This is a genomic window from Microvirga lenta, from assembly GCF_020532555.1.
GTDB lineage: Bacteria > Pseudomonadota > Alphaproteobacteria > Rhizobiales > Beijerinckiaceae > Microvirga > Microvirga lenta.
Genome location: NZ_JAJBBR010000005.1, coordinates 42,917 through 54,959 on the forward strand (window position 1 = coordinate 42,917; position 12,043 = coordinate 54,959).

Annotated in this window: 14 protein-coding genes and 1 pseudogene; 6 read left to right on the top strand and 9 right to left on the bottom strand. The window is 64.3% G+C overall.

The window, feature by feature from the left end:
• The first annotated feature begins 19 nt into the window (after positions 1 to 19).
• Complete coding sequence (locus tag LGR44_RS08585) at positions 20 to 631, top strand: BRCT domain-containing protein (RefSeq protein WP_226739387.1); 612 nt, start codon at positions 20 to 22, stop codon at positions 629 to 631.
• 58 nt (positions 632 to 689) lie between these two features.
• Here the strand turns inward: LGR44_RS08585 and LGR44_RS08590 are convergent, their stop codons facing one another.
• On the bottom strand, positions 690 to 2,069 hold the full coding sequence (locus LGR44_RS08590) for an ATP-binding protein (protein ID WP_226739389.1): 1,380 nt from the start codon (positions 2,067 to 2,069) through the stop codon (positions 690 to 692).
• A gap of 444 nt (positions 2,070 to 2,513) precedes the next feature.
• Here LGR44_RS08590 and LGR44_RS08595 point away from each other — a divergent pair, with 444 nt between their 5' ends.
• Positions 2,514 to 2,798 (top strand): hypothetical protein, encoded by a 285-nt coding sequence (locus LGR44_RS08595; RefSeq protein WP_226739391.1) that lies wholly within the window; start codon positions 2,514 to 2,516, stop codon positions 2,796 to 2,798.
• Positions 2,799 to 2,897: 99 nt separating this feature from the next.
• Here the strand turns inward: LGR44_RS08595 and LGR44_RS08600 are convergent, their stop codons facing one another.
• Positions 2,898 to 3,515 carry a hypothetical protein gene (locus LGR44_RS08600; protein ID WP_226739394.1) on the bottom strand — a complete coding sequence of 206 codons (618 nt, stop codon included), beginning with the start codon at positions 3,513 to 3,515 and terminating at the stop codon, positions 2,898 to 2,900.
• Positions 3,516 to 3,547: 32 nt separating this feature from the next.
• Positions 3,548 to 3,730, bottom strand: a complete 183-nt coding sequence (locus tag LGR44_RS08605; RefSeq protein WP_226739395.1) for a hypothetical protein — start codon at positions 3,728 to 3,730, stop codon at positions 3,548 to 3,550.
• A gap of 275 nt (positions 3,731 to 4,005) precedes the next feature.
• Between LGR44_RS08605 and LGR44_RS08610 the strand changes: the two genes are divergently transcribed.
• A complete protein-coding gene (locus LGR44_RS08610) occupies positions 4,006 to 5,373 on the top strand; it encodes an NAD(P)/FAD-dependent oxidoreductase (protein ID WP_226739397.1) in 1,368 nt (455 codons plus the stop codon).
• Between the two features lie 5 nt (positions 5,374 to 5,378).
• Here the strand turns inward: LGR44_RS08610 and LGR44_RS08615 are convergent, their stop codons facing one another.
• Both LGR44_RS08615 and LGR44_RS08620 read right to left on the bottom strand, forming a co-directional pair.
• Complete coding sequence (locus LGR44_RS08615; protein WP_226739400.1) at positions 5,379 to 6,182, bottom strand: SDR family oxidoreductase; 804 nt, start codon at positions 6,180 to 6,182, stop codon at positions 5,379 to 5,381.
• Entirely contained in the window at positions 6,182 to 6,508 is a 327-nt protein-coding gene (locus LGR44_RS08620) for a nuclear transport factor 2 family protein (RefSeq protein ID WP_226739402.1), read from the bottom strand. Before LGR44_RS08620 ends, LGR44_RS08615 begins: the two co-directional genes overlap by 1 nt.
• A gap of 137 nt (positions 6,509 to 6,645) precedes the next feature.
• On the opposite strand from LGR44_RS08620, the gene LGR44_RS08625 reads away from it, so the two are divergent.
• Together LGR44_RS08625 and LGR44_RS08630 are read left to right on the top strand one after the other, a co-directional pair.
• Positions 6,646 to 7,005 carry a winged helix-turn-helix transcriptional regulator gene (locus tag LGR44_RS08625; protein WP_226740170.1) on the top strand — a complete coding sequence of 120 codons (360 nt, stop codon included), beginning with the start codon at positions 6,646 to 6,648 and terminating at the stop codon, positions 7,003 to 7,005.
• Between the two features lie 172 nt (positions 7,006 to 7,177).
• The gene (locus LGR44_RS08630) at positions 7,178 to 8,080 is read left to right on the top strand and encodes a CAP domain-containing protein (RefSeq protein ID WP_226739404.1); all 903 of its coding nucleotides are present in this window, start codon (positions 7,178 to 7,180) and stop codon (positions 8,078 to 8,080) included.
• A gap of 137 nt (positions 8,081 to 8,217) precedes the next feature.
• Here the strand turns inward: LGR44_RS08630 and LGR44_RS08635 are convergent.
• Positions 8,218 to 8,709, bottom strand: a pseudogene (locus LGR44_RS08635) (fasciclin domain-containing protein); the annotation flags it as partial.
• A gap of 194 nt (positions 8,710 to 8,903) precedes the next feature.
• Here LGR44_RS08635 and LGR44_RS08640 point away from each other — a divergent pair.
• Positions 8,904 to 9,488, top strand: coding sequence for a helix-turn-helix domain-containing protein (locus LGR44_RS08640; protein ID WP_226739406.1), 585 nt, complete (start codon positions 8,904 to 8,906; stop codon positions 9,486 to 9,488).
• 19 nt (positions 9,489 to 9,507) lie between these two features.
• On the opposite strand, the gene LGR44_RS08645 is transcribed toward LGR44_RS08640, so the two are convergent.
• The 3 genes from LGR44_RS08645 to LGR44_RS08655 all read right to left on the bottom strand — a co-directional run bounded on the left by LGR44_RS08645 (position 9,508) and on the right by LGR44_RS08655 (position 11,992).
• Positions 9,508 to 10,101: a histidine phosphatase family protein gene (locus tag LGR44_RS08645; RefSeq protein ID WP_226739409.1), complete on the bottom strand. Its 594-nt coding sequence runs from the start codon at positions 10,099 to 10,101 to the stop codon at positions 9,508 to 9,510.
• Positions 10,102 to 10,103: 2 nt separating this feature from the next.
• Positions 10,104 to 10,928, bottom strand: a complete 825-nt coding sequence (gene fabI, locus LGR44_RS08650) for an enoyl-ACP reductase FabI (protein ID WP_226739411.1) — start codon at positions 10,926 to 10,928, stop codon at positions 10,104 to 10,106.
• Positions 10,929 to 11,050: 122 nt separating this feature from the next.
• Positions 11,051 to 11,992 (bottom strand): DnaJ C-terminal domain-containing protein, encoded by a 942-nt coding sequence (locus LGR44_RS08655; RefSeq protein WP_226739413.1) that lies wholly within the window; start codon positions 11,990 to 11,992, stop codon positions 11,051 to 11,053.
• Between the last annotated feature and the right edge of the window lie 51 nt (positions 11,993 to 12,043).

A 12,043-nucleotide genomic window follows, 5' to 3' on the forward strand; every position in this document is an offset into this window, starting at 1 on the left:
CAAGGGGCAGTGGATTCGAATGTCTGAAACAAAGCTGCACATGCTGTTTAATCGCGCGAGAGCGGATGATCGTCAGATCAATGAGTTGATCGGGCTCGCTCATGGAATTATCGCCGATGGCATCGTCAATCAGGCTGAGGCTGAGTATCTATTCAAATGGATCGCAGCCAACGCACCTTTGACCGAGAACCCAGTTATCAATCTACTCTACAGGAGAGTTGATAAGATCCTGAACGATGGCAAGCTGGATGCGGAAGAAGCCGCGGACCTCCTGGAAACGCTAACGCGCTTTTCTTCCGGAGATTTCGAGATTGGAGAGGCTCTCAAAGCGACATCTCTGCCACTGTGCGATCCAGCTCCCACAATAAGATTTATCGGATCAAGCTTTTGCTTCACGGGCACGTTCGCATTTGGAAGCCGGAAGGATTGCGAGACGGCCATCGCCAAGCTTGGAGGGAACTTCGGCTCACTGACACAAAAAACAACGTATCTCGTTATAGGAGCCTATGCGACTGACAGTTGGGCTCACTCGGCTTTCGGACGAAAAATTGAGAAGGCAGTCGGGATGCGAGCTGGCGGAGTTCCTATTTCAATTGTCGGCGAAAGTCATTGGGTTGAGCAGATGAGATAGTAGGCAGCATGGGCAGCGTTTTCGTTCATTGACTGCCACATACATAGCCCTAATAAAGCTATAATTTCCGCGCCAATAATCTTTGTACCCTATCTTCAATTACTTTAACTGGATAACGGAACCCATCGAATACAGTAAATAGCTCCTGCGTTGCATGGTCGACATAAGGCGCAATTGCGCTTAGAGGTGTTGTGGCTGGAATCTCAACATATGCCTCGACGACGTCGTCATATGCCTCGCGGCCATCCGAAATAAATACCGCTCGGTTAGCCCACGACTCCAACGTTCGACCCTTGAGTCCAGTCCACTTGAAAAGAAAGCCAAGTGTTGCATCTTCGTGATACTTAAGTGCTTTTGCGAAGCTGAGACCAACCGCGATTGTCTCGATAATTCTATATAGCATCAACGCAGGATCTAAAGCGGTCCGCGGCTCTACCTTCTCTGTCATATCATCTTGCAGCGCCCTCCAGAGATAGAAAACTCCCTTTGGATCCATTCGGTAGTAATCAAAATGTGAGCTGAAGCCTCTCCCAGGATTTGCAATCAGTGCTTCCCAAGCCTGCTTCTTCCTGCGAGGGCGAGAACTCTTTTCCGTAAACCCCCGCGAGTCGAGCCAAACTGGCCAACCCGTGTATTGAGGGTTCGCAGTTGCAATAGTGTTGAGGAAGTCTGCATCCGTCCCTCGCGGTTCACGAGGAGGTGTCATAACGAGTAAAACACTCCATGATCCAAGTTCATGAACTTTTTTGTCTAATCCAGCCTCTTTCAGAGCCTCATCGCGATGTTGCTCGACTTCAGAGAGTAGTTGACGTGCTCTCTCTTCCAACGTGGTAGGCCCCGGTTGAATAGCTGAGATCATACCGCTCAGAGCAGTTTCTCCTCCAAGGTGTCTACGCAGGAAGCGGCCAATGTCTGCTTCACGATTCTCAAAGCATATCTCGATGATGTCGCGCCAGTCCGACGCCTTTGCCAAAGAGGAGCTTGGAGTCCCGTTTGATCGCAAAGTCCTAAAATAGATGCCGTCCTCCCGAAGAAGCAGCTTACCGTTGGTGTCCTTTAGGTCCTTTTTGCATGCCACTGGGACAGTCGTGCCTGTCGGGACTACAATAACAGGAAATTCCTGTTCGGCGCGGACTGCAAACGCGACCTGCACCTCAAAGGGTATAGAAGCGTACTTCGATATAATCCCTTGGATTACGTCAACATGAAAAGTTCTTCTCACGTCCGAGGGAGAATTTCGTTGATCGGGGAGCAAAGTGTCGTCATCAAACCCGACGACGAAATATCCGCCATTTCTATTCCTAAGTGCAATGGCACCTTTGGCGATTTTCGCGATCCCCTCTGAGCTAGTAGGATCAATCCACCTCTTGATCTCAACATTGAGCCCCTCTGAAGGATGGGCGACCAGATTGTTTACAAGATCCTGAGAGATGTTCATTTTATTTGCAGTCTAGTGTTTGGAATTCAGCGTTACGGTGCCTGCCGGATCATACACATTCCTGATGCGCTCGATAGATTGCTGCCTCTTCTATTTTCTGACTTGTATTCTTGGATAGCGACGCCTGCCTGCCTCTATCTTACACCACCCATTGACCCCCTGCCCTCTCCCCGTGTTATCTCGTTCGTGAAGCCGGGCGCACCCGGCTTTGGGGTCTAGTAAGCCCCGTCCGCTAGCGGTCGGCATCGACCGCAAACGATGCCTCCTTGCCCTATGGCCGGGAGGTGTTGGCGCATGTCCAAGGCGCAAGCCCAAAGGCCAATGCGGGCCGTCTAGCGGCGGTCTTACTACTCCCGGCCACCAGGACGTTCCTGGTGGCAACCTCACCTGCGAGAGAGGGAGTTGCCGATGGAGCCGCAGGATTACAGCGCGTTTGCCGATCTCTTGAACAAGTTCCACACCGCGATTCCGCCGATCCAGGCGCTCTGGCTCGTCGCCGGGGCGGCGACCGTGCTGGGTGTCGCGTGGCTGCTGACGCGGACCTTGCGCGAGATCATGGCTCCGGCCGCACGTCCGCCGCGCCCCGAGGCGGGAGACCTGCTGGTCTACGGCGTCGTGCAGGACGAGCACGGCCAGTGGCACGTGATCCGCCACGGCCACGCGCCGCAGCCCGTGGACTGGACGAACCCGCCGCGCGAGCTGCTGGGGCATGGGTTCCGGGCGGAGTGAGAAGGCCCCCGCATCGCCTCCGGCAGCCCGCAGGACCGGGAGGCCGGTCCCCCGCCGGGCCTGCGCCCGCCGCGAATGTCCCGCCCTCGCGGGACGGCCTCACAGATCCGTTTCGACATCGTCGCGGAGCCTCTCCCGCTGGCGGCGGGACCGGATCTGCTGCGTGCCGACCGTGTGGCCCCTCAGGAGCAGCCGGCCCTCCTGCCGGATCAGGTCGAACCGGCGGATCGCCCCCGCGAGGAGATCCTCGGAGCCGTGGACCGCAATCACCTTGATCTCGACCGCGGCGGGACCGTCCAGGCCATCCGCCGCGACGGCGCCCCGCGGACCCGCGCCCGGTCGCAACACGGGCTCGATCAGGCTCCGGAACGATCCGATATCCACGAACTGCCCCGCCTGCACCGGCCCCTGCCGGGTCGCCAGTTCGAGGTCCGAGCGGCCTTCCTGCAGCTCGGTGACCGGGCAGCTCCAGCGTCCCTCCTTCGTCTCGACGGTCGCGATGAGGCTTTCGATGTAGATGGCCTCGGCGCTCATGTTGCTGATCAGGCACCGGGCCTCGAGCCCGGACCCCGCGCCGCGGTTGATCATGATGCTCGACCTCTTCTGCCGGCGGTAGCTGCTGACGAACACCTGCAGATAGGCGATCCAGACGAACAGCATCGCGATGTTCGCCAGCGCGCCGATGACTTGGTGGTTGTTCGCAATCCAGTTCCACATGATCGTCCGCTCGCGGATGCCCTGCCCGGATGTCAGCCGCGGGCCTTCCCGGCCGCGGTTTCGCGCGGGGCGTTCGCCCCGGCCTGTTCGTGGCGGCAGAGCATCGGCTCGTCCGAAGGCGGCGATGGCGGCCCGAGACCGGCGGAGACGCCGAAAACGCTCCGCCGGACGCGCGGAAACACGCCGAAGCGCTCGATCCGGATTTTCTCAGCCATCGTGTTCCTTCACGTCGTGGGCGGTCGATGGCGCCCGGCATGACGGAACCGGGCGGATCCGTTTCGGCAGCCGCTGCTCCCTGCAACAACCCGGAGCCCCTGACTGCGTTCCTGAATCGAACCGGCGCGCTCGGGCGCATCCCTGGCGGCCGCCGCAAGGGCGCATCCCGGAATCGCGGCCTTCGCCGAAAAGGCGACTGCCGTCCGGCCGTCCGGTCTGGTATAGGGAGGCCGTTCCCCGGCCTGCGTCGAGCGGCCTGATTCACGAGGCCGCCATGTCCCCAGCGTCATCGAAAGTCGTCATCTGCGGCGCCGGCATCGCCGGCATCGCGGCGGCCTACCAGCTCGCCGTCGAACACGGTCTCGACCACGTCACGCTGGTCGACGAGGGCAACCCGCTCTCGCTCACCTCGGACAAGTCCACGGAAGCCTACCGCAACTGGTGGCCCGGACCCGACTGGGCCATGACCGCCTTCATGAACCGCAGCATCGATCTCATCGAGGAGATCGCGCGGGCGACCGACAACCGCATCAACCTCAACCGCCGCGGCTACGTGTTCGCGACCTCGGATGCGGGCAAGATCCCCTTTCTCGAAACCATGGCGAAGGCGGCCGAGGAGAATGGCGGGGGAGCCGCGCGGTTTCACGACACGGCGCAGAGCGCCTACACGCCCTCGCCCGAGCGCGGGTTCGACAGCGCGCTGTCGGGCGCGGACGTCATCACCGATGCGAGCCTGATCCGCCGCCACTTTCCCTTTCTGGCGCCCGAGACGGTGGCGCTGGTCCATGCGCGGCGCGCCGGCTGGCTCAGCGCCCAGCAGCTCGGCATGGTGATGCTGGAAGCGGCGCGCGCGCACGGCGTGCAGATCCTGAAGGGCCGCGTCGTCGGCATCGACACGGCCGGCGGCCGGGTTCGCGGCGTGCATGTCGAGCAGCAGGGCGAGCGCCGCACGCTCGACGCGACGCATGTGGTGCTGGCCGCCGGGCCGATGCAGGCCGAGATGGCGCGCATGATCGGCGTCGACCTGCCGATCAGGGCCGAGCGCCACTTCAAGGTCAGCTTCCCGGATGCGCTCGGGGGCATGCCGCGCAACGCCCCGATGCTGATCTGGCTCGACGAGCAGCAACTGCCCTGGAGCGACGAGGAGCGCGCCGCGCTCGCGGCCGACGAGGAGGCGCAATGGCTCCTCGGGACATTTCCGGCAGGCGTCCACGGGCGGCCCGACGGGGCATCGGCGACGCTCATTCTGTTCAACCACCATGGCGACGCGGTCGACCCCGTCTTCCCGCTGCCGGAGCCGGAATACTACCCCGAGATCGCGCTTCGCGGCATGTCCACCATGGTGCCGGGGCTCAAGGCCTATAACGGGAAGACGCCGCGGCCCTACATCGACGGCGGCTACTACATGCGCACGCAGGAGAACCGGCCGCTCATCGGGCCCGCCCCGGTCGAAGGCGCGTACATCTCGTGCGCCTATTCCGGCTTCGGCGTGATGGCGTCCTGCGCGGGCGGAGAGCTCATCGCCCGCTACATCACCGAGACCGAGCTGCCCGATTACGCGCCGGCCTTTCTGCTGTCGCGCTATGAGGACGCCGCCTACAACGCCCTGCTCGAACGTTGGGGCGACGGCGGCCAGCTCTGACCGGATCAGACGGCGGGCACCGTTCCGCCGTCGATCGCGTATTCGGCACCGTGGATCGACGCCGCCCGATCCGAGAGAAGAAAGGCCGCCAGTTCCGCGACCTCCTCAGGGCGACCGGGCCTGCCGATGGGAATGCCTCCGAGGGATCGCATCAGCCCCTCGCGGGCGCCGTGCTCGTCCGTGCCCTGCTGCTCGGCCAGCCGCCGGATCAGCGCGGTCGCGGCCGTGGTCTCGATGAAGCCGGGCGAGATCGTGTTCACGCGGACGCCCTTGGGGCCGACCTCTTTCGACAGACCCTTGCTGTAGGTCGTCAGGGCGGCTTTGGCGGCCGCGTAGGCCAGCGTCGCCTCGGGCAGCGGCAGGCGCCGCTGGATCGACGAGACGTGAATGACGACGCCGTATCCCTGCCGGATCATGCCGGGCAGGAGCGCCCGGTCGAGCCGAACCGCGGGATAGAGGTTCATGTCGAACTCCGCCTGCCATTCGCGATCGGTCAGCGCCGCAAAACCGCCGCCCGGCGCGCTCGAGCCGCCGACCACGTTCACGAGGAGGTCGACGCCGCCCATCTGCGTCATGACCTCGGCGACGACCGCATCGACGCCGCCGGCCGTCGCGATGTCGGCTTGGACGAACAGGTCGGGCCGCTGGCCCTCCGGCAGCGGCGAGCGGGCCGTTGTGGCGACCGTGGCGCCGCCGGCGGCAAGCCGCCGGACGATGGCCTCGCCCATGCCCTTGGTGCCGCCCGTCACCAGGGCGCGCTTGCCGGCGAATTCCCGGGGATCGACGGCGAACGAGGATGCCGCGCTCATCATGCGATCTCCAGACGTGCGATCTTCGGGCCGGAAAGGGTGAAGGCGAAGCGCAGCATCGCAGGACTGCCGGGAAAGTCGCCGGACACCAGTCCCGAGACGAGCATCCGGTCGTCGACCGTTTCGACCTGCCTGACGTCGACGGTGACGCGGTACTTGCGGGTCGTGTGCTTCATCCAGGAGCGGATATCCGCCCGGCCGCGATGCTCACGGCCTTCGTCCTTCACCACGGCATCCTCGGCAAAGGGCGCCAGCATGGCGTCGATGTCGTGCCGGTTCTTCGCCTCGTAATAGGCAGCCAACGGGGGAGGAAGTCGTTTGCTCATGCGGGTTCTCCAAGAGGAGCCAGGCCGCCCGAAATGTGTCCGGCTCCGTAGCGGTGGGAGGAACTTGGAGGTATGCTGACGGAAAGACAAGAACGCACGAAAAAGTAAGGTACTCACCTATGAGTAAGGAAGAAGCCCTGACTCCCAGCTCCGCCGCCGACCGGGTGGAACAGGCGCTCAAGTTCCTCGAAGGCCGCTGGAAGCTGGTGATCCTGTTCCGGCTGTTCGGCGGCAAGGTGCTGCGCTTCTCGGAGCTGGAGAAGGCGATCCCGGCCATCTCGCAGAAGATGCTCATCCAGCAGCTTCGCCAGATGGAGGCGGACGGAATCGTTCGCCGGATCGTGCATCACCAGGTGCCGCCGAAGGTGGAATATTGCCTCACGGATTGGGGCCAGGCCCTGTGCCCGGCGCTCGACGCATTGCTGCAATGGGCCGCCGCCCGCGAGCGACCCGGCGAAACGGATGCCCGGGCGCAATCCGCGCGCTCGGCATCCTGAGGGCCCCGACCGGGGCGCCGCAATGCCCCGGAGAGAGGCGGCGCCCCCACAGCAATCACATTGTCAACACAATGGCGGGCCAAGCGCAGCCGTGCATTCCGAAGATTAACGAGAGCGATTCATCTCTACGGAATGTAAGCCTAGCAAGTTTATTCAAGGGGCATTTGCAAGAATGACTACGCCAACCAATTTAGAAACTCTCTTTTTGCAGCTCATCAACGAAGCCCGCGCCGGTGCCGGGGTCAGGCCGCTCACGTTCGACGGCGAACTTCTGGATTCGTCCGATGCCCACAGCGCCTGGATGGATCAGACCGACACCTTCTCCCACACGGGCGTGAACGGCTCCAGCGCGGGCGCCCGCATGACGGCGGCCGGCTACGGCTGGCAGGGCTGGGGCGAGAACATCGCGTATGTGAGCGGCGGAATGACGGAGGCGACCGTCCGTCAGCTGCACGCCAACCTGATGAAGTCGCCCGGCCACTACGCCAACATCGTCAACGGCTCCTTCGAGGAGATCGGGATCGGCCTGAAGGAAGGCACGATCAACGGCTACAACGTGGTCTTCGTCACCCAGAACTTCGGCACGCCGAATGCCACGGAGCGGGCCGAGGCGAACGATGTCGGCACCACGACCACGACCTCTCCGACGACCCCGAGCACGACCGCGGGCCAGTCCATCGTCGGCAACAGCTACAACAACACGCTGTATGGCACGTCCGGCAACGACACCCTCAACGGCAACGGCGGCAGGGACGTCCTGTGGGGCCGCTCGGGCAGCGACACCTTCGTGTTCGACACCGCGTCGGAAGCCAACGGCGACACCATCGGCGACTTCGTCCGCGGCGCCGACAAGATCAACCTGTCGGGCATCGATGCCAATACCCGCTCGTATGGAAACCAGGCGTTCAAGTTCATCGGCGCACAGGGCTTCCACAAGGTGGCAGGCGAGCTGAAGGCGTACCAGTCGAGCGGCAACACGTATCTCGCCGGAGACGTCAACGGCGACGGCTATGCCGACTTCACGATCAAGGCCGTCGGCCTGCACGCCTTCGCAAACGCCGACTTCGTGCTCTGACGACGATTGCGGGCTCCCGCGAAGCCGGGAGCCCCTTCGTCGGGGCCGCTTCGTCTGGCGGCGGCCCCACCACTCCCGGGCGCCTGAAAGGGGCCCGGAGCGCCGGGGGGGGGCGGCGGGGTGGGCGGGGCGGTGGTGGGGGGGGGGGTGGCGCGGGGGGCGCCCGGGGTGACGCCGTTCGAGGCGGCGATGTCGGTGCGGGTGACATTGGCGTCGTTCACCTTCACCCCGTTGCCGGTCGCGCTCACGGTCAGCGCCTTCCCGTTCACGGTCTTGGCCTGCTGGAGCTTGGCGACCTCGGACGCCGTCACGCGTCCGGGGACGACGTGATAGGTCAGGATCGCCGTCAGCCGGTCCTTGTTCTCGGGCTTGAGCAGGTTCTCGACCGTTCCGGCCGGCAGCTTGGCGAAGGCCGCGTCGGTGGGAGCGAAGACCGTGAACGGCCCCTCACCCTTGAGGGTGCTGACGAGACCGGCTTCGCCTAAAGCAGCCGCCAGGGTCTTGAACTGGCCGGCCGCGACGGCCGTCTCGACGATGTCCTGGTCGGCTGCCCGCGCAGCCGTTCCGCCGAGCGTCACGCCGAGGGCGACCGTTGCGGCCACGGCCAGATTCGCAAAATGGAATTTCATCGTTCTAGCTCCATGAACGTGGATGCGGACGGCCCCTTTCGGCGACCGTTGAGACCACCACGCTGGTTCTCACCATTTGCATATGGTGAAAACTTATTTTCTCTGTACTCACTTTATCGTGACGTGAACATGGTTTATCATGCGATGAAAATCGGTGCGTCGTGAGTTTCTTCAAGGGAAAAAGGAGCGGCGAGATGCTGTCGGAAACCCTGGCCGCCGGCCTGGAGCAGTACAAGATCGGAGCCAAGATCCGGACGCTCCGCCTGAAGAAGAAGCTCGGGCTCGCGCAGCTGGGCGAGCATACCGGCCTCTCGCCCGCCATGCTCTCGAAGATCGAGCGCGGGCAGCTCTTCCCGACGCTGCCGACCCTGCTGCGGATCGCCCTGGTGTTCGGGGTCGGGCTCGAGCATTTCTTCGTCGAGGGATCGGACCGGCCCACCATCGCGGTGGTCCGGAAGGAGGATCGGCTGCGCCTGCCGGACCGTCCGGGGGATGCGCCGTCCTATTTTTTCGAGAGCCTCGACTTCCCCGTGACGAACCGCAGGCTGCAGGCCTACTACGCCGAGTTCCCGGCCGGTTCGCAGGCGTCGGAGTCCCACCAGCACGACGGCGCGGAACTCGTCTACGTGCTCAGGGGCAGGCTCGCCATAAGCATCGCGGGCGACGAGATCGTTCTGGAGGAAGGGGACGCCATGTATTTCGACTCCGGCGCGGCGCACAGCTACCGGCAGGAAGGCCCGTCGGCGTGCTCGGCGATGGTCGTCACGGCGCCCGAATAGCGCCGGATCCGGAGAGGCCTCACACCCAGCGGTGCTTGCGGCCTTCGATGACCAGCACCCGGCCCTGCCAGATGTCCATGCTGGCGGCCTGACGCTGGGAAATCCCGCAGGTCACGGCCAGGAAGGCGCGGGCGACGCCGCCATGGGCCACCAGCACCGTATCGCGGGTCAGGTCGTCGAGGACGGGGCGGATGCGGTCGGTGAGCATGGCGTAGCTCTCGCCGCCGCCGGGCGGAACGTAGTTCCACTTGTCGCGCTCGCGCATGGCCGCGGCCTGGGGCTCCGCCTTGCGCACTTCCTTCCAGGTCATGCCCTCCCAGTCGCCGAAGGTCAGCTCGACCAGGCGGTCGTCCAGGCGGTAGCTTTCGGGATGCAGGCCGATGGCCTTGCGCAGCCGCTCCATGGTCTCGCGGGTGCGGGCCATGGGGCTCGACACATAGGCGAGGTCCTCGACATTGGGCACGAGGGTGCGCAGCCGCCGCCCCGCCTCCTCGGCCTGGACTTGGCCGAGCTCGTTGAGCGGAATGTCCTTCTGCCCCTGGAGCCGCCCTTCGAGATTCCAGTCCGTCTCGCCGTGGCGAATGAAGTAGATCGTTGGGCGGGGCTGGCTCACGGCTAGTCTTTGTCGAGGGAGAGGTCGGGCGCTTCCGGGTTCTTCATGCCGACCACGTGGTAGCCGGCATCCACGTGGAGGATCTCGCCGGTCATGCCGCGGGACATGTCGGAGACCAGGTAGGCGGCGGTCTCGCCGACCTCCTCGGTGGTGACCGTGCGGCGCAGGGGCGAGTTATACTCGTTCCACTTCAGGATGTAGCGGAAATCGCCGATGCCCGAGGCCGCGAGGGTCTTGATCGGGCCCGCCGAGATGGCGTTGACGCGGATGTTCTTGGGGCCGAGATCGGCCGCGAGATAGCGCACCGAGGCCTCGAGCGCCGCCTTGGCCACGCCCATGACGTTGTAGTGGGGCATCCACTTCTCGGCGCCGTAATAGGTCAGCGTCAGGAGCGAGCCGCCGTCGTTCATCAGCTTCTCCGCCCGCTGGGCGACCGCCGTGAAGGAATAGCAGGAGATGAGCAGCGACTTGGTGAAGTTGCCCTCGGAGGTCTCCACGTAGCGGCCCGTGAGCTCGTCCTTGTCCGAGAAGGCGATGCAGTGGACCACGAAGTCGATGGAGCCCCAGAGCTTCTTCACCTCGTCGAACACCGCGTCGATGGTCGCGCCGTCCGTGACGTCGCAATGGCCGACGACGACGCCGTCGAGCTCCTTCGCCAGGGGCTCGACGCGCTTCTTCAGGGCCTCGCCCTGGTACGTGAAGGCGAGTTCCGCCCCGTGCTTGCGGGCCGCCTGCGCGATTCCCCAGGCGATGGAGCGATTGTTCGCCACACCCATGATCAAGCCGCGCTTGCCGGCCAGGATGCCGGGCGCCGTTGTCTCCGCCATGATTCACCTAAATCGTCGCTGGACACGTCAGAAAGAGCGGCCTCTTTAACCGACACAGCGACAGGGGGGAAGTCCTCTCGGCCTCCCACCCGTGAATCAGGGCTTCATAAGGGCGAAGATTCCTATTCCGCCTTGGCCGAGCGGCGCTTGCGGGCATAGTCCAGCAGGTCCTCGTCCACCACCTCGGGCAGCTTGATCTCCATGGTCACCAGGAGGTCGCCCGGCCCCGCCTTGCCCGGCAGGCCCTTGCCGCGCAGGCGGAAGGTGCGGCCCGAATTGGTCATGGGCGGGATGTTCATCTCCACCGCGCCGGTCAGGGTCGGAATGCGGATCGTGCCGCCGAGGACGGCCTCCTCGATCTCGATGGGCAGGCGCAGGCGCAGGTTGGAGCCCTCGGGCGTGAACCGCTCGTGGGGGGCGATCTTGATGGTCAGGAGCGCATCGCCCGGATCGATGCCGGGAGCCCCCGCGCCCAGGCCGCGCAGGCGGATGACCTGCCCGTCGGTGACGCCCTTGGGGATCACCACGTCCACGTCCCGGCCCGTGGGGAGCCGCAGGCGCTTCTTGGCCTCGTTCGCCACCTCTTCCAGGGTGACCGTGAGGGTCGCCGACACGTCCTCGCCCTTCTGCTGGGGGCGGCTGCGGCCCTGCCGCATCCCGTCGCCGCCGGCGGAGCGGAACGCCTCGCCGAAGATCTGCGAGAAGAAGTCCTCGCCCGGATCGGCATTGAAGCCCCAGCTGTTCCGGCGCCCGCCGAAGGGGCCGCCGCCGCCGAAGCCCGAGAAATCCTCGCCCCGGGCGCCGCGCCCGCCGCCGAACCCTTCGAAGCCCGTAAAGCGCGGCTTGCCCTCCGCGTCGATCTCGCCCCGGTCGAACTGGGCGCGTTTCTGCGCATCGCCGAGGATCTCGTAGGCGGAGTTCACCTCCGCGAACTTGTCCTTGGCCTTCGGATCGTTCGCATTGCGATCCGGGTGATAGGTCTTTGCGAGTTTGCGGAATGCCTTCTTGATCTCCGCTTCGTCTGCGGAGCGGGGCACGCCGAGAACGTCGTAAGGGTTGCGCATCTTGGAATCCATCAGCCGTCGGGATTGGGCTCGTGAGCCCTTCGGGCTGAC